Source organism: Erysipelothrix anatis (genome assembly GCF_009828745.1).
Lineage (GTDB): Bacteria > Bacillota_I > Bacilli_A > Erysipelotrichales > Erysipelotrichaceae > Erysipelothrix > Erysipelothrix anatis.
Genome location: NZ_WTSX01000012.1, coordinates 15,186 through 33,716 on the forward strand (window position 1 = coordinate 15,186; position 18,531 = coordinate 33,716).

An 18,531-nucleotide genomic window follows, 5' to 3' on the forward strand; every position below is an offset into this window, starting at 1 on the left:
TACATTTAAACAGCCGTAAGGTGAGGGTTAATAATTTAACCCTCATTTTGTGGCGCTAAGGAGGTAAAGCAATGAAAAAATATGTATTGCAACGTATTCTGCGTTCAATTCTTTCGATTCTTATCGTAACAACAATTGCTTTCGTTCTTGTATACTCATTGGTTCCACGTCAAGATATTTTTGTCTCAGATCCTACCTATACAAAATTGAAAGCACAACCAGATGAACTTTTAGACTATGAAAATGTCACATACCAAAGTAACGGTTATTTGGATTACTATAATCCTTCACAACTTTGTACAGCTGCTACATCAACAGATGCAGAGTACACAGACTGTGTTGATGGAAATGGTAAACAATATATCGATGCTTGGGCACAAGCGAATTCCAAATGGGTAGTTAACACTATGCCTATGTCAGGAAAACCTTATGCAACACGAGAAATACCTACACTCGAAAAAGTTGTCCGTTTTTACGGATCATTCTTACAAATTGACCATCCATGGAGAGTTCAGGATGCGTCAAATCCTGATTTATCCCGTGGATTAGGGCTATCAATGAATGAGAATGTTGGATTAGCTGTCACTTGTGATGGCTGTGAAAGCAAAAATCAACTTTATATAAATGGTACATTCCCATTTATTCATCAAAACTTTATTAAAATCAATCTAGGAAAAGCATATCCAACTTACAAGGGACAAGATGTAACACAGGTAATTGGTGGATCACAAGGATCACCAGTATCACGCCAAGTTACTTTTGAAACTGGAAAAACAGGGAATTCCGCACTTGACTTTGGAACATGTAAGTACCGTCCATCCGATCGCCTAGACCGACTCGATAAAGAAAACTTTAATGATAACTATACAGACTGTCTTTCAGTAAATGATGCACCTTCAATGTTGAGTATGTCATTTATTACAGGAGTAATGTCGGTTATTCTAGCTTATGCAATAGCAGTTCCTGCTGGAGTTGTTATGGCACGTAAAAAAGGAATGTTTGTGGACCGTTTTGGTGTTGCAATCATTACTGTTTTAATCTCGGTTCCAAGTTTAGCTTCAGTTTACTTCTTCCGTATGATTGGATCATCATTCTTTGGAATGCCTGAGAACTTCCCAACATTGGGACCTTCAAATCCGCTGTCTTACGTAATGCCTACGATTATTCTTGCACTTCTTTCAGTTTCTGGAATTATGATGTGGATTCGTCGTTATATGATTGACCAACAATCCGCAGACTATGTTAAATTTGCGAAAGCAAAAGGTCTTTCAGATAAAGAAATTTCTAAAAATCATATTTTCAAAAATGCAATTATTCCAATTACAGCAGGTATTCCAGCATCTGTGATCGGTGCGATTGCAGGGGCAACAATTACTGAGCAAGTATTTGCTATGCCTGGAATGGGTAAAATGTTACCGGATGCGATATTGCAACATAATAATGCAATCGTTATTGGACTAGTATTCATCTTTACAACAATGTCAATTATTTCAGTACTCCTTGGGGATATTCTGTTAACAAAAGTTGACCCACGAATCAAACTTGATACAAAGGGAGGAAAATAGCATGCAAAAAACAGCAGACGAAAGATTTCAGTTCGTAAAACTTGATGCTCTAGCGTCAGAACGTATTGATGCACCACGCTACTCCTATTGGAACTCTGTTTGGCGTAAATTTATTAGTAATAAAGTAGCTGTTACGATGCTTGTCGTATTGGCATTAACATTACTTATGTCATTTATTCAACCGATGTTCTCAGGATATGACTTCATGGATACATCAAACATTAATGATATTGGTGCTCGTTACCAATGGCCATCATTCCAATACTGGTTTGGTACCGATGGAAATGGTCACTCACTCTTCGATGCCGTATGGGCGGGGGCTAAGACGTCTCTTTCAATCGGGTTGCTTGCAACGCTCTTTACATTTGTTGTAGGTATTACTGTTGGAGCTGTGTGGGGTTATTCAAAACATTTAGATCGAATTATGATCGAAGTATATAACGTTGTAAGTAACGTTCCATACATCTTAATTGTTATCGTTATTTCATATGCAATGGGATCGGGCTTCTGGAATCTTCTATTTGCGATGTGTATCACCAGTTGGGTTGGTACGGCATATAGCATTCGGATTCAAGTTATGATCATGCGTGATCGTGAATATAACCTTGCGTCACAAACATTAGGAACACCGCTTCCACGTGTTATTCAAAAGAACATTTTGCCTTACTTAATTTCAGTTATCGTAACGCAAATGTCTCGTTCTCTTCCAGCTTTCATCTCTAGTGAAGTTTTCCTTTCCTATATTGGTGTTGGACTTGGAGCGAATATTCCATCACTTGGTCGTATTATTTCAACGTATACATCAAGTATGACAACTCATCCATATCTGTTCTGGATTCCTGTAGGAGTTTTAGCGCTTGTATCTGTCTCACTCTATATCGTTGGACAAACACTTGCTGATGCCTCAGATCCAAGAACACACATGTAAGGCGGTGCATTATGAATAAAACTATATTAAAAGTAGAAGATATCGTCGTAAAGTTTAAGGTTCGTGATCGCGAGTTAACAGCGATCCGTAATCTTTCGCTTGATATTCTAGAAAATGAAACACTTGCAATTGTAGGTGAATCAGGATCAGGTAAATCGGTTCTTACGAAAACATTTACTGGGATGTTAGAATCTAATGGATATATCTCATCTGGTAAAATTAGCTATAACGACATTGTTTTAACAGATATTAAAACAGACAAAGAATGGGAATCCATTCGTGGTGCAAAAATTGCAACGGTCTTTCAGGATCCAATGACATCATTGAACCCAATTCGTACTATTGGTTCGCAAATTACGGAAGTAATTATCAAGCATCAAGGTATGTCAAAAGTGGAAGCTAAAGCTGAAGCTATCAGTTTGATGAAGCGTACAGGAATTCCGATGGCTGAGAAACGTTTTGATGATTATCCTTTCCAATACTCAGGAGGGATGCGTCAACGTATCGTTATTGCCATTGCATTGGCGTGTCGTCCAAATATTTTAATTTGTGATGAACCAACTACAGCATTGGATGTTACCATTCAAGCTCAAATTCTTGAATTAATCAAAGACTTACAAAAAGACTATGGATTTACAACAATTTATATTACGCATGATTTAGGTGTTGTTGCATCGGTTGCAGATAAAGTAGCTGTTATGTACTCAGGCCAAATTGTAGAGTATGGCAAGGTAGAGGAAATCTTCTATGAAAGCCGCCATCCTTACACATGGTCATTACTATCATCATTACCTCAATTAGGCGTTAAAGGTGAAAAACTCTTCTCGATTACAGGAACACCACCATCACTTTATAATGAAGTTGTGGGGGATGCTTTTGCACCGCGTAATCCATTTGCGATGCAAATAGATTTTGAAGAAGAACCACCACGTTTCCAACTTTCAGAAACTCATTTTGCGCGAACATGGTTGTGTGATGAACGTGCTCCAAAAATTGAGAAACCAGAAGTTATTCGTGACTTACACAGTAAAATTCTGAAAATTGAAAGCATGAATAAATCAAAACATATGCACACTGAGGAGGAATCAACAAATGTCTAAAGATAAAGATGTTATTGTATCGATTAAGGACCTTGTTGTTCAATTCGGTAGTGGTAAAAATGTATTTACCGCTGTAAATAAAGTTAGCTTTGATATTTATCGTGGCGAAACGTTTGCGCTTGTAGGTGAATCAGGATCCGGTAAAACGACTATTGGTCGTACAATCGTCGGAATTAACGAAATTGCTGATGGAGAAATTCAATTTGAAGATCTTCAAATTAAGCGTAAAATGGCGAAGAAAGATCGTGAGAACATTATTAAAAATGTTCAAATGATTTTCCAAGATCCAGCTGCATCATTAAATGAACGTGCTACTGTAGACTATATTGTTTCTGAAGGACTTCATAACTTTAAACTCTATAAAAATGAAGAAGACCGTATTGAAAAAGTTGAAAACATTATTCAACGCGTTGGTTTACTTCCAGAACACTTGACACGTTATCCGCATGAATTCTCAGGTGGGCAACGTCAACGTATTGGGATCGCTCGTGCGCTTGTCATGGAACCCAAGTTTGTTATTGCTGATGAACCGATTTCAGCACTTGATGTATCAATTCGCGCGCAGGTTCTAAACCTTTTGAAAGAACTTCAAGAAGATAAATCGCTCACATACCTATTTGTTGCGCATGATTTATCTGTTGTTCGTTTCATTGCGGATCGTATTGCAGTTATCCATCATGGGGTTATTGTTGAGTTAACAGAGACAGAAGAATTGTTCCGTAACCCAATTCACCCATATACAAAATCATTGCTTTCTGCGGTTCCGGTTCCGGATCCACAAGTTGAACGCAATAAAAAACTTATCATCTATAAAGAAGATATGCACGATTATGAAACGTCAAAACCTTCTTTCGTAGAAATTCGACCTGGACATTTTGTTTGGGCAAATGAAGAAGAAGTTGCTGCTTACCGAGCAGAACTTGCAACGCAATAATCAAAAAAGCGTCCATGCGACGCTTTTTCTTTATCTAGAGCATTATAGGTTGCAACAGAAAGTGACTATGCTATAATTAGTTAGTCGACTAACTAATTAAGGAGAGATAGTATGGAAAACCAGCTTATTACGCTTTTCAGACAAGTGACGTCAAAACATCGTGCAGTTGTTCAAAACTATTTAGATGATTACGATCTCTATATTGGACAACCACGATTTTTATCGACTTTGAAACGTAATCCGGGAATTACGCAAAAAGAACTTGTTGAAATTATGAACGTATCAAAGGAGTCCGTTTCAGTGACCGTGAAGCGTCTCGAAGCAGCTGGGTACATTAATAGAGCAGTAAGTGAGTCAGATCGTAGGGAGAAGCACCTATTTCTATCTGACAAAGGGGAAGAGCTCGTACTAGATTTTACAGAAGGGTTTGAGCGTATTGATACAGTGCTTTTTCAATCACTGTCAGAATCACAACGCGAAAATTTAGCTGTTACATTTAAAATTATGTTAGATGATTTGGAAAAGGAGTTGGAAAGATGAAGAAATTTTTTAAGTATTTTAAACCTGAAATTCCAGCTGCGATATTGGGAATTATCTTTGTAGGTGGTGTTGCGTTTATCGAACTGTACCAAATACAATTGATGGCTGAAATCATTGATGTAGGGATTGCACAATCAGACTTTAATGTTATTTTGTCTGTAGGTCTCAAGATGATGGGGCTGGCTTTATTCGCAGCTGCAGTGGCAATGTTAGGTCTTGTGTTTCCATCTCAAGTCTCAAATAACTTTGCATTACGATTACGTGAAGATTTATTTAAACGGATTCAAACATTTTCAATTAAGAATATGTCAACGTTTCAAACGTCTTCACTTGTTACACGTTTAACCAATGACGTTAACTTTTTACAAAGAACACTTATGATGTGTTTGCGTCTTTTAGTAAGGGCGCCGGTGTTCTTGGTGAGTACAGTATACCTGACATACATTATTAGCCCAGAGTTATCTTGGGTAATGCTCGGTGCTGTAGTTTTTCTATCACTTGTTTTAATTTATGTCATTAAAGCAGGGTTCCCACGATTTGTAAAATTACAAAAAATGGTTGACCATATGAACCGTAAAGTTCAAGAGTCGCTCATGAATATACGCGTTATCAAATCATTTGTTCGAGAAGATTTTGAGGATGACGGATTTGATACAGAGAATAAACAATTGTTTGATGCGAACGTATCAGCAATGAATTTGATGATTGTGATGAACCCGGCCTTAACGGGTGCGGTTCACTTTGCAACATTATTTATCGTTTGGATTTCGGCATTCTTGATTGTGGATCAAAATATGATTCAAGTTGGAGACTTGCTTGTGTTCATCAACTATTTACGATTTACGATGTTCTCTATGATGATGATTACGAATGTTCTGATGATGGTATCACGAAGTAAAGCGTCAGTCATTCGTTTATCAGAAGTATTGGATACTGATTCAGATATTCGTAATGCTACAGACGCATACCAATTAGATGATGTTAAAGGACATATTCGATTTGAAGATGTGTCGTATCGTTACTATGATGATGCGAATAATGTACTTCATAACATTAATCTAGATATTAACCCGGGTGAGCATATTGGAATTATTGGATCAACGGGAAGTGGTAAGTCTACCTTAATAAACCTCATGGCCCGTTTAATCGACGTCTCTGAAGGAAAGATTACGCTAGACGGTGTTGATATCAGAAATCTGGATATGGCCTTCTTACGTAGCCAATTTGGCTTTGTGCCGCAAAAGAATGTCCTGTTTACTGGAACAATTGGTGGAAACCTACGACTCGGTAACGAAAATGGAACTGAAGCGGACATGCGTCGAGCTACTGAGGCAAGCTCAATCTACTCGTTTATCCAAGAAAATCCGCAAGGATTTGATTATCCTGTACAACAGGGGGGAACGAACTTCTCAGGTGGACAACGTCAACGTTTATGTATTGCTCGTGCGTTAATGGTGAATCCACGTATCCTTGTTTTGGATGACAGTACGAGCGCATTGGATGCTGCAACGGAACAAACTGTCAAAGCATCCATTGCCAAAATGTATAGTGAAACTACGGTAATTAGTATCGCTCAAAAAATCAGCTCAGTTGCTGACAGCGATAAAATTGTGGTATTGGACGAAGGACGGATTGTTGGTTTGGGTAAACATGATGAACTCCTTGAATCATGTACCGTTTACCAAGAAATCTATCACAGTCAAATGAGTAAAGGAGGTATGGAGTAATGAGTCAAAAAAGTTTAGTTATCGGAAAGCATAAGCCTAAAGATCAGAAGAAAACTTTGGGACGTTTGATTTCATACCTTGGTGAAAGTAAAGTCTTATTGACCGTAGTTATCATTGCGTCGGTCTTATCGACATTAGGTGGGCTTTATGGAGCGTATGCCATCTCACCAATGATTCAAATTATTCAAAATGCTTTAAATGGTGTTATTACCCGCAACATGATGATTGAACAATTAGGAGTTCAAATTCTAGTGTTGGCTGTCATTTTTGCTATTGAAGTTGCAACAATGTATTTGTCTGCACGTTTGATGGTAAAGATATCTCAGAGAACGGTGGAAACCATTCGGAAAGAAATGTTCTCACATGTCTTACGTATGAAAGTCAGCCATCATGATGCGAATGCACATGGGGATTTAATGAGTCGTTTCACCAACGATATTGATTTGGTTGGTGAAGGCTTAAATACCGCTGCAGCTTCCATTATCATCAATGTTTTTACGTTGATTGGTACAATTATCGTTATGTTTATGTTGAGTCCGATTTTAACTGTTTTAACCCTGATTATCATTCCGTTATTAAGTTTGATGTCAAATGTCATTATTAAGAAATCGCGAATTTACTCGAAGCGACAACAACAATCATTGGGTGATTTAAATGGTTATATCGAGGAAACGATGGAAGGCCAAATGGTGATGCAACTTTTCAACCATGAAGCACAAGCGCGAGAAGATTTTCAAGTTAAGAATAAAATCTATCGAAAAAACTCGCAGTTTGCACAAATTATTTCTATTATGATTTATCCTTTAATGCAGAATATTAATACAATAAGCTATGCAATCATTGGGATTGCGGGTGGTTGGTTATCGATTAATGGGATGTTGAGTGTCGCAAACCTTGGTGCCTATGTTAATATGACACGGACACAAGGAAAACCAATCAATGAGATATCGAGTCAGTTCACAACATTGCAATCTGCAATTGCCTCAGCTGAGCGTATCTTTGAATTGCTTGATTGGACAGAGGAAATGGTAAATGCTGATGATGTTATCTTGGATAACGTAATTGGAGATGTTCGTTTTGAGAATGTTACATTTGGCTATAATCCAGATGTTCCTGTTCTTAAAGATGTTTCCTTTTGGGCAAACCCTGGCCAGAAAATCGCATTCGTTGGATCAACGGGTGCTGGTAAGACAACTATTACGAACTTGATTTCACGATTCTACGAAATCAATGCAGGAAAAATTCTTATAGATGGTCAGGAAATTTCGGAAATCAACCGTTATAGCTTACGGAAGCATATTGCAATGGTACTTCAAGATACACACTTGTTTAGTGGAACAATCATGGAAAATATTCGTTATGGAAATCTTGAGGCAACCGATGAAGAATGTATCGACGCAGCGAAACTTGCGAACGCGCATCATTTCATTCAAACTTTAGAACATGGTTATAATACTGTAATAAGTGGTACGGGTTCTGAGCTTTCACAAGGACAGAAACAACTGCTCAATATTGCGCGAGCAGCAGTTGCGAACCCAAGTATTTTAATCCTTGATGAAGCAACATCATCTATCGATACCCGAACAGAACGTCTAATCGAGCAAGGAATGGATTCTTTAATGGAAGGTCGAACAACTTTCATTATTGCTCACCGTCTTTCAACGGTGCGAAATTCCGACGCAATTATCGTTTTAGAACACGGAGAAATTATTGAACGTGGGGATCATGATGAATTAGTGGCTATGGGTGGTCGCTATGCATCGCTGTACTCAGGTCAAACACAATTAACGTAAAGGTGGCTTTTGCCACCTTTTTCTTGTTATAATTAGCCTGTCGGGGGTAACATATATGTTAAATGTAGAATATTTAGATAATTGTGGATATACGGTTGAAACAGAGTCTGGTATTTATGTTTTTGATTATGTAGGGGGACAATTACCATCGCATTATTTATTTAGTAAGAAGCCTACCTATTTCTTTGTGACGAGCACAGATGAGAAGCGGTTTAGTGACTCCATCTTGGCATATCGTAAACCTGTATTTTATGGGGGTACAAAGAATGTAACAGGCTCGATTGATGTACAAAAGGTTGAGCCCGGGGATATCCTTCACCTGGGTCATGCACGTGTGTATGTCTATCAAGCGACCCGCTCGGGTGTCTATTTCGTAATCGAGGAAAAGCATCGCGTGATTGTTCACGGTGGTGATTTGAACAACTGGCATTGGTCACGACTTTCAACACAACGACAAATCAAGTCAGCTGTTGAACGCTTTGAGAATGCCTTGATTCCACTCCATCGCTTTGAGACAATCGATCTAATGATGTTTTCAATTGATCCAGAAATGATGCAAGACTATGACTTAGGTGCACGAACTGTTATCAAGCGTTTTAAACCGAAGTACTTTTTCCCAATGCAGTTTGGAGAAAGTATTCATAATCTTGAATCGTTCTTGAATTGGACAGAGCAAATAGCAAGTACACAGTGTTACAAACCATTGTATAAAAATCATATTTTTAGAATCGAGGCATAGTATTAAATGTATAAAGCAGTAATTTTTGACTTGGATGGGACATTGATGAATACCATTGCAGATATGGGAAACAGTATGAACCGCTCACTTGAAAAGCGTGGTTTACCAACACATACACTCGTAACCTATCAAACATTTGTTGGTAATGGCATTCCTAAACTCGCAGAGCGTTCCATGCCTGAGGGTTATGGTGATTTTGAGGGATTACTTCAAGATTTCCTCGATGATTATGCGCATCATTATGCGGATGATTCTGAGCCCTACGATACCGTTGTTGCAACATTAACGACGTTGAATGAGCGTAATGTTCCAATCGCAATCGCAACCAACAAAAAACAAGAATATACTGATGGAATTGTAGAAGCGTATCTGGGTGATATTGATTTTGTGGCCGTGATTGGTGATCAGTTTGATGGCAAACATAAGCCAAACCCACATTATCCATTATCCATTGCACAAACAATGGGTGTAGACCCAAGCGAAATTCTTTTTGTAGGTGATAGTGATGTCGATATGAAGACTGCCGCAAATGCTGGCATGACACCAATCGGGGTCGCATGGGGTTTCCGTGCTGTGGAAGAGTTAAAAATGCATGGGGCTTCACAAATACTAGCATCTATGGATGAAATTCTAACATTCTTTTAGCCTGTAGCATACAGGCTTTTCTTTTGTCTAGCAAGCACCCAAAAAAAATGCTAAAATAGAGCAGTATGTAGGAGGATTTTATGAATAAGAAACCTGTAGTTTTAATTGTCATGGATGGTGTTGGTTTAACAGACCAAGTTGAAGGTAACGCAGTTGCTCAAGCACATACTCCATTCCTCGATAAATTAATGGAAAGCTCACCAAATATTGAATTAAAAGCTCATGGACTTGCAGTTGGATTACCAACAGATGAAGACATGGGAAACTCAGAAGTAGGTCACAATGCTTTAGGATCTGGACAAATTTTCTCACAAGGTGCGAAACTTGTTAATGAATCAATCGAAGATGGCAGTCTTTTTGAATCAAAAGCATGGAACCTATTAACCGATTCACTCGAAAACAATACGTTACATCTTTTAGGGTTATTATCAGATGGAAATGTTCATGCACATGTTAACCATGTCGAGGCATTAATTAAAGAAGCTAAAAATTCTGGTGTTAAACACTTAGCATTACATGCACTTCAAGATGGTCGAGATGTTGAACAACAATCAGCACTTATTTATATTGACCGTATCCAAGCAGTTATGGATGCATTGAATGATGACACATTCCACGCTGAATTCGCAAGTGGTGGTGGTCGTATGCTCGTTACAATGGATCGCTATGATGCGGACTGGGGCATGGTCGAACGTGGATGGAAAACTCATGTCTTGGGTGAAGCAGAAATGTTTGAATCGGCACAAGCTGCAATCGAACACTTCCGTACTGAAGATCCAAAATTATCAGACCAATATATTCCAGCTTGGGTGGTTGGTAAAGATGGTAAAGCAGTTGCACCAATCGTTGATGGAGATTCCGTAATTCTCTTTAACTTCCGTGGTGACCGTGCGCTTGAAATTTCAAAAACATTTGAAGGCGATGCATCATTTGATAAATTTGACCGTGTTCGTGTTCCTAATGTCAAATTTGCAGGGATGCTTCAATACGATGGAGATTTAGGAATTCCAGCGAACTTCTTAGTTGAACCTCCACGTATTTCAAATACATTAACTGAAACACTCATCGCAAATAACAAGTCATCATTCGCAATTTCAGAAACTCAAAAATATGGACACGTTACATATTTCTGGAATGGTAATAAACTTGATAAATTTGATGAGACACTCGAAACATTTGTTGAAATCAAAGGTGATGATGTTACTTTTGATCAACGTCCTTGGATGAAATCAGCAGAGATCACTGATGAAGTTATTGCTGCAATCCAAAGTGGAAACTATGACTTCATTCGTCTCAACTTCCCTAATGGGGATATGGTTGGACATACTGGTGATATGCTCGCTTCGATTATTTCAGTTGAAGCAGTTGATCTTGCAATCGGTCGTTTGTTACCAGTTGTTGAAAAACATGATGCAACTTTAATCGTTCTTGCAGACCATGGTAATGCTGATGAAATGATTGATAAAAAAGGTAATGCGAAGACATCACACAGTCTGAACCCAGTACCATTCATCGTTTACAACCGCGATGTGGAACTAAAACAAGACGGTAATTATGGACTCGCTAACGTCGCAGCAACAGTTGCCGACTTACTTGATATTGAACCAAATCCAGTATGGGAAACATCTTTAATTAAAAAATAATATTTCTCGACCAATTTCACAATTTTTTGTGGAATTGGTTTTTTTATTGATGTGAACGCCATGCAAATATTAATTTTATGTAAAAATATTCACAAACACATAAAATAGGTCTATAATGAAAACATACCGGGGGGGTATAATATGAAAAAAATAATGAGTCTTTTTGTCACCCTTGTTTTACTAATGAGTGGTGCAAGCATGAATGTTCATGCGGATGCGCAAGAGAAAGTGGTCTATCCGGATCTCAGTCTCACCACATCTTCCAAATCAGTCAAAGTTGGAGACGAATTTACGTATTCCATTAATAACTTTGAGTTTGATACAGATGTTCAAACTCACATGCAGGGGATGTATCGTGAGGCACTGATGTTTCACTTCTTTTCTGAGTCCACGGATAGTTCGATTGAACTCCAAAGCATCGAATTTCCGAAATTAGAATTTGTAACTGAAGACAACCAACATTATGGTGCTGTTGTTAAAATTATGGATTTTGGTCAAACGGATGGTATTGAATTTACAACATGGTTAAGTGGAGAAGATTATACAACGATTAACCGTGATCAATTTGTGGAACTAACGCAAGATTTTACAAAGAATGGATACCGTGTCTATGTGCGCCCAACAGAAGAAGGCAGTGATTATGGTGTTTATGGTGCCCAATATAAATCAATGAAGGCATCAGGTCCAATCAAATTTAATTATAAAGTCGTTGGTAATGGACAACCACGTGCAGATAAGCCATACCCATATTTTGTGTTCAGTGCTTTTAGTCCAGAAAGCGATTTGCCTGCAAATAATAAATTTGGTTATGTTTACTTTGCAGATTACGGATTAACGCGTGAAGTTGAGACACCGTTCAACCCAGCAGACAAAACGTTGTCGCTCAAATATACCGTGACAAACACAGGTCCGTATAACATTACAAATATTAATCTATTTGAAAAAGCAAACGGCTTTGTGCCAGTAGAGGGTGGTTGGCAATTGATTGATGATATTTTCGTCAAACCCATAACTACTGAAGCGGGTTATGATGTGATCGCACCTGGTGAGTCGCGTGAATTTGTTCAACAATTTAAGCTTGATGATTCAACCGTTAAGGCAAATTACACGTTTGAAGGCGGTCTTTACACGAACGGTGATTTTGCGAACAAAACAGATATTGAGAATCTCATGATAAATATTGCGAAACCGAAGTATACTGTAAATTTTGAGACGAACGGCGGAACCGCAGTTCAAAGTATTCTCGATATCGTAGCAGGTTCAACAATATCCATGCCGCAAACAACCCGAACTGGATTTACTTTCAAAGGGTGGTTCGTTGACCAAGCATTAACACAAAAATGGGACTTTGCATTCAATCGTGTTGAGAATAATATGACTCTTTTCGCAAAATGGGATGAAAATCCAGTGGTTGAAACGTTTGATGTTACATTTAACAGTAATGGTGGCTCTGCCGTTTCAAGTCAAGTGGGGCTATCAAAAGGTGCAAAAATTTCCAAACCGCTAGATCCAAGCCGTTCAGGATATACTTTTAAAGGATGGTTTGTGGATGAAGCCATGACAACATCATGGAATTTTGATATGAACACAGTTACTGGAAACACAACACTTTATGCTAAGTGGGATGTAAATCCAGTGGTTGAAACGTTTGATGTTACATTTGACAGTAATGGCGGCTCTGCCATTTCAAGTCAAGTGGGGCTATTAAAAGGTGCAAAAATTTCCAAACCGCTAGATCCAAGCCGTTCAGGATATACTTTTAAAGGATGGTTTGTGGATGAAGCCATGACAACATCTTGGAATTTTGATACAGACACTGTCGATAAAAATATTACACTTTTCGCGAAGTGGGAAGCAAAATCTATTGATAAAACGTTACCAGCAACGGGACAAAGTTCCGATAATTTTGTATTTGTGGGACTGGTTTTATCAGCGGCTGGTCTTCTAATAGTGCAACGTCGACGTCTTCAAAAATAGTGAAAATGTATACAAAGGAGCCAATTAAGGCTCCTTTTTTCTCAAATAATAGAACAATGATTGCAATTCAAAATAAATCTGTGTATAGTAAATCATATTAAAGAGAGGAGCATTACCATGCAAAAAATTCTACATAAGATTACTAACCAAAACGAAATGAGCGTGCGTTCACAGCTCCACTCGAGTCTATAAGAATACTCTGACTGTGAAAACACCTCGCGATTATTAATTAAGAGAGGGTTCACATGAACAATATTAAACGTTTTTTTTCATATTATAAGCCATATAAGGCTATTTTTACTGTGGTGTTATTGAGTGCTTTTGCATTATCACTGATTTCGCTACTTTTTCCAATGATTATTCGCTATGCGACAAAAGAACTTGAAGTCGGTAACGTGTCAATCATTGTACCAGTTGTCACAGGAATGTTATTACTGGTTCTTATCTATACAGCAGCATCATTCTATTTATCGTACCAAGGCCACATGACGGGGGCTCGTATTGAGAATGATATGCGTAAAGAATTATTTTCACATTATCAAGATTTATCCCTGGATTTTTACGACAATCATAAAGTAGGTTCTTTAATGTCACGAATCACCGGTGATTTATACAATATTGGAGAGCTTGCACACCATGGACCAGAAGATATGGTTATGACGAGTGTGAGTTTTGTCGGAGCGTTAATTCTAATGCTTCTCATAAATGTAAAGCTTGCACTGATACTCTTCGCCTTGATTCCCTTAATTTTCATTTATGCTCTTGTTATGAGTCAACGAATGGGGAAACAATATGGTGTTAACCGAGGTATTATGAGCGATATGAATGCGTCGATTGAAGAATCATTGTCGGGAATTCGTGTCGTTAAATCATTTGCGAATGAGGATCATGAAAAAGCGATGTTTGCAGAGTTAGGCAATACTTTTATCGAAGGTAAAAAGGCGTTCTATCGATCGGAGATTTTATTCTATGAAGGTCTTGATGGGTTTATAACGGCTATGCCTGCAATCTTACTTGCTTTTGGAGGCTTTGCATTGTACATGAATGCGATTGACTTAGCAGACCTTCTTGCTTTCTTCTTACTCATGTCTAATTTCACCAATCCGATTCTTAAGTTTATGCACTCAATGCTTCTATTCCAAGATGGTGCATCTGGGTTCAAACGCTTTTTAGAGTTTATGGATATCGAGCCAAACATTAAAGAAAAAGATCGGGCAATTGTACTTGGAACAGTGGATGGCAATATTGAGTTTGAACATGTATCATTTTGCTATGACGATGGAATAATCAATGTTCTTGATGACATTAATTTTGAAGTCAACTCAGGAGAATTTGTAGCGCTTGTTGGTGCATCGGGATCGGGGAAATCAACATTAACTTCTTTATTACCTCGCTTCTATGACGTTACACACGGCGCGATTAGAATTGATGGAGTAGATGTCCGTGATGTTACCTTTGACTCATTGCGCAATAACATTGGAATTGTTCAGCAAGAAGTTTATCTATTCTCGGGCACAATCTACGAGAACATTGCTTATGCGAAACATGATGCAAGTATGGACGATGTCATTGCGGCTGCCAAACAAGCCAATGCCCATGATTTTATTATGTCACTGCCAAATGGTTACCAAACCGATATAGGTCATCGTGGTGTGAAATTGTCGGGAGGACAACGTCAACGCTTAAGCATTGCGCGTGTGTTCCTAAAGAATCCACCTGTACTTATTTTTGATGAAGCAACCTCATCGTTGGATAATGAAAGTGAGCGTGTCGTTCAAGAAGCTATGGAAACTCTTGCAGCTAACCGAACCACAATCGTCATTGCGCATCGTCTTTCGACAATTCGAAATGCGAAACGGATTATTGTGTTGGATGATCATAAAATCGCAGAGACTGGAGACCATGAGTCGTTAATCCGTCAAGAAGGAGTTTATGCATCTCTCTATAATGCACAGTACTAGATTTTAAAAGAGAACAGCACATGCTGTTTTTTTTATATGATAATGATTTCAATAGCCATCATCATCCATTAGTATAATTTGTGCAGTGTTTCACAAGAATATTGTTACAACCGCAGTATTCAGTTCTTTGTGAAAGTATTTGCGAATTAGATTAGTGAATTGTATTGTTTTGCTCTCTAAATAAAACTAAACTAAGAGAGCAAGGGAGGCATTTCAATGAACATAATGCAAATAAAATCTCGAGTCTATGTTTATAATGCATCGTTTGCAGTGCTTTTACTCAATGTCAGAAATCGTGAAGTTTGTGATATTGAGTACAAGGAATGTGGTAATTCATATGTTAGTTGATCGTAATCAGTATCGATACTTAGCTGTTGGATGTCTTGTTCTCTTAGGACTTGCATCGTTATTCGTAGGCGCTTTGGACATGTCGTTGTTACAGTTACTCGCAGGTAATACCAATGCGTGGCATACATTAATGTATAGTCGTTTGCCACGAGTTATTGCAGTTATTCTCACGGGTATTTCGCTGTCTATTGCAGGTCTCATTATGCAAAAGCTATCACAAAATCGCTTTGTTTCACCATCCACTGCCGTGACGATGGACGGCGCCCGTTTGGGAATCTTGGTTGCGTTTATCGTCTTATCAAACCAATCGCTGTGGAGCATTTCCATTTTTGCATTACTCTTTGCTGCAGTCAGCACAGTGCTATTTATGACTGCAGTTTCAAAACTAAAAATTAAGAATATCGTGTTTGTCCCATTATTAGGAATTATGATTGGTATGATCATCGATTCTATCACAACATTTTTAGCCCTTAAGTTTGACTTGTTACAAGTTTTGTCAGGCTATATGACAGGTAGCTTCACACCAATCCTGCAAGGAAAATACGAGTTATTATTTATTAGTATTCCACTTATTATAATTGCGGTTCACTATGTCCATCGGTTTAGTATCGTCGCCATGGGTGAAGATTTTGCCCATAACATTGGTATGAACTACAAACGTGTCATGCTATTAGGAATCTTGATTGTCGCAACACTAAGCGCAAGTGTCATTGTAACAATAGGAAGCATTCCGTTTGTAGGGTTAATTGTACCCAATGTCATTGCGTATCGGTTTGGCGATGGTCATCAAGACATGCTTTTTGATACAGCATTGTTGGGCGCAAATTTATTGCTCGTTTGTGACCTCATAGCACGCTTAGTTATTTATCCATATGAAGTGCCTGTAAGTCTAGTTTTAGGGATTATAGGTTCAGCGTACTTCTTATTTATTTTGTTGCGAGGTAATTATGAAACGTAGATATGAATGGCTCATAATTGCCGTAATGTTATCCCTTGTATACTTCTTTTGGGGAATGAATAGCAATAATTATCAATACCTGATGTATCGTCGTAGTACGCGATTGCTGGCGATGTGGTTCGTTTCACTGCTAACTACAACCGCGACAACTTATTTTCAAGTTACGACTAACAACCGAATTCTAACGCCATCACTGTTGGGATTCGAACGCATGTATATTCTGGTTCAAACAGTTATTGTGTTTTTACTGGGAATCTTCATGAAACCATCCTTAAACTTTCTTGTATCCGTTTTTGTAATGGTCGGTATTGGTACATTGTTTTATGGCATTATTCTTAAAAAAATGCAACGGGATCTGTTTGTATTACTATTGGTTGGAACGGTTCTTGGAACGTTATTTTCCAGTATCAGTGCCACGATGCAAATGATGATGGATCCGAATGAATTCTCGATGATTCAAAGTCAATCGTTCGCATCGTTTAATGCAGTTGATACCAATGTATTATTTATTGGTATGGGATTATCCTTGGTAGGCTGGTTTCTCGTGTACCGCATCCATCATCAAATTGATGTTGTGGCTCTGGGTACTGACCATGCTATAAATCTTGGCATTCATATACCACAATTTCAGATTTATAGTTTAGCGATTGTTGCGCTATTTACTGCGATTTCTACAGCGCTTGTCGGTCCTATAGGTTTTTTAGGACTTATCGGCACGAACGTAGCACGAGAATTCTTGCAGAAACACACAACGCGTTCGATTATTACGCAGGGTGTCTTCTTCTCTACAAGTTTGCTACTGGCATCACAACTTCTCTTTGAAAGACTGTTGAATTTGAATACAAGTGTTAGTGTATTTATTAACCTTTTAGGGGGCGTCTACTTTATTTATCTCATGTTAAGGGAGCGATTTAAATGATTGAAATAACAAATCTATCAAAAAAATATGGTGATTTTCTTGCATTGGATACGTTAACACTCGACATTCATCGCAATAAAATCACAGCCATTGTTGGCGAGAATGGTTCTGGGAAATCAACATTACTTAATATTTTAGGGCGTCTCCAACCAGCTACTCAGGGACGTGTATCTGTAGCGCATAAAGATATCCACGACTATAGTCACTTGGAATTTGCGCAAAAGGTAGGAACTTTAAAACAATCGAATGGTATTAACCTCAGATTGACGGTTAAAGATCTCGTCTGTTTTGGCAGGTATCCACACAACCAGGGGAAACTGTGTGATGAGGATCTTTTGATTGTGGAAGAATCATTAGCGTTTATGAATTGTTTAGATTTACGTGATAAATACATTGATACGTTGAGTGGGGGCCAACTCCAACGGGTTTATATAGCGATGATACTTGCACAGGATACAGACATCATGTTGCTTGATGAACCCTTAAATAATCTTGATTTAAAACATGCACATGAAATGATGGAAATCATTCGTCGACTTGTGGATGAACGAAACAAAACTGTCGTGATTATTATGCATGATATTAATATGGTGTACCGTTATGCTGACAATGTGATTGCACTAAAACATGGTCGTTTGATGTGTGATGGGTGTGTTGAGGATGTGCTCAATCCTCGCATGTTGTTTGATATTTATGGAATGAAGTTTACGGTACAAGGATGTGCTTCTCATAAAGTTGCATTTATAGAATAGAG

General features: G+C 38.2%; 16 protein-coding genes. All 16 read left to right on the forward strand.

Features of this window, described 5'->3' with window-relative positions:
- Positions 1–71: 71 nt before the first annotated feature.
- The 16 genes from GVV19_RS08670 to GVV19_RS08740 all read left to right on the forward strand — a co-directional run bounded on the left by GVV19_RS08670 (position 72) and on the right by GVV19_RS08740 (position 18,529).
- Positions 72–1,565 (forward strand): ABC transporter permease, encoded by a 1,494-nt coding sequence (locus tag GVV19_RS08670; RefSeq protein ID WP_159638084.1) that lies wholly within the window; start codon positions 72–74, stop codon positions 1,563–1,565.
- A gap of 1 nt (position 1,566) precedes the next feature.
- The gene (gene oppC, locus GVV19_RS08675) at positions 1,567–2,493 is read left to right on the forward strand and encodes an oligopeptide ABC transporter permease OppC (RefSeq protein ID WP_159638086.1); all 927 of its coding nucleotides are present in this window, start codon (positions 1,567–1,569) and stop codon (positions 2,491–2,493) included.
- An 11-nt stretch (positions 2,494–2,504) separates the two neighbouring features.
- The gene (locus GVV19_RS08680; RefSeq protein WP_159647071.1) at positions 2,505–3,593 is read left to right on the forward strand and encodes an ABC transporter ATP-binding protein; all 1,089 of its coding nucleotides are present in this window, start codon (positions 2,505–2,507) and stop codon (positions 3,591–3,593) included.
- The gene (locus GVV19_RS08685; protein WP_159640014.1) at positions 3,586–4,527 is read left to right on the forward strand and encodes an ATP-binding cassette domain-containing protein; all 942 of its coding nucleotides are present in this window, start codon (positions 3,586–3,588) and stop codon (positions 4,525–4,527) included. Before GVV19_RS08680 ends, GVV19_RS08685 begins: the two co-directional genes overlap by 8 nt.
- 111 nt (positions 4,528–4,638) lie before the next feature.
- A complete protein-coding gene (locus tag GVV19_RS08690) occupies positions 4,639–5,067 on the forward strand; it encodes a MarR family winged helix-turn-helix transcriptional regulator (protein ID WP_159638092.1) in 429 nt (142 codons plus the stop codon).
- Positions 5,064–6,794, forward strand: coding sequence for an ABC transporter ATP-binding protein (locus GVV19_RS08695; protein WP_159647073.1), 1,731 nt, complete (start codon positions 5,064–5,066; stop codon positions 6,792–6,794). The genes GVV19_RS08690 and GVV19_RS08695 overlap by 4 nt, the downstream gene beginning before the upstream one ends.
- Positions 6,794–8,587 carry an ABC transporter ATP-binding protein gene (locus GVV19_RS08700; protein ID WP_159638096.1) on the forward strand — a complete coding sequence of 598 codons (1,794 nt, stop codon included), beginning with the start codon at positions 6,794–6,796 and terminating at the stop codon, positions 8,585–8,587. Before GVV19_RS08695 ends, GVV19_RS08700 begins: the two co-directional genes overlap by 1 nt.
- A gap of 55 nt (positions 8,588–8,642) precedes the next feature.
- Positions 8,643–9,326: a metal-dependent hydrolase gene (locus GVV19_RS08705; protein ID WP_159647075.1), complete on the forward strand. Its 684-nt coding sequence runs from the start codon at positions 8,643–8,645 to the stop codon at positions 9,324–9,326.
- Between the two features lie 6 nt (positions 9,327–9,332).
- A complete protein-coding gene (locus GVV19_RS08710; RefSeq protein WP_159640022.1) occupies positions 9,333–9,971 on the forward strand; it encodes an HAD family hydrolase in 639 nt (212 codons plus the stop codon).
- 80 nt (positions 9,972–10,051) lie between these two features.
- Positions 10,052–11,614 carry a 2,3-bisphosphoglycerate-independent phosphoglycerate mutase gene (gene gpmI / locus GVV19_RS08715; protein WP_159640024.1) on the forward strand — a complete coding sequence of 521 codons (1,563 nt, stop codon included), beginning with the start codon at positions 10,052–10,054 and terminating at the stop codon, positions 11,612–11,614.
- Positions 11,615–11,755: 141 nt separating this feature from the next.
- Complete coding sequence (locus GVV19_RS08720) at positions 11,756–13,591, forward strand: InlB B-repeat-containing protein (protein ID WP_159647077.1); 1,836 nt, start codon at positions 11,756–11,758, stop codon at positions 13,589–13,591.
- A gap of 245 nt (positions 13,592–13,836) precedes the next feature.
- Complete coding sequence (locus GVV19_RS08725; RefSeq protein ID WP_159647079.1) at positions 13,837–15,552, forward strand: ABC transporter ATP-binding protein; 1,716 nt, start codon at positions 13,837–13,839, stop codon at positions 15,550–15,552.
- Positions 15,553–15,768: 216 nt separating this feature from the next.
- The gene (locus tag GVV19_RS10875) at positions 15,769–15,900 is read left to right on the forward strand and encodes a hypothetical protein (RefSeq protein WP_255466701.1); all 132 of its coding nucleotides are present in this window, start codon (positions 15,769–15,771) and stop codon (positions 15,898–15,900) included.
- The gene (locus GVV19_RS08730; RefSeq protein WP_159647081.1) at positions 15,890–16,858 is read left to right on the forward strand and encodes an ABC transporter permease; all 969 of its coding nucleotides are present in this window, start codon (positions 15,890–15,892) and stop codon (positions 16,856–16,858) included. Before GVV19_RS10875 ends, GVV19_RS08730 begins: the two co-directional genes overlap by 11 nt.
- Entirely contained in the window at positions 16,848–17,777 is a 930-nt protein-coding gene (locus tag GVV19_RS08735) for an iron chelate uptake ABC transporter family permease subunit (RefSeq protein ID WP_159640032.1), read from the forward strand. The genes GVV19_RS08730 and GVV19_RS08735 overlap by 11 nt, the downstream gene beginning before the upstream one ends.
- Positions 17,774–18,529 carry an ATP-binding cassette domain-containing protein gene (locus tag GVV19_RS08740; protein WP_159640034.1) on the forward strand — a complete coding sequence of 252 codons (756 nt, stop codon included), beginning with the start codon at positions 17,774–17,776 and terminating at the stop codon, positions 18,527–18,529. Before GVV19_RS08735 ends, GVV19_RS08740 begins: the two co-directional genes overlap by 4 nt.
- Positions 18,530–18,531: the final 2 nt, after the last annotated feature.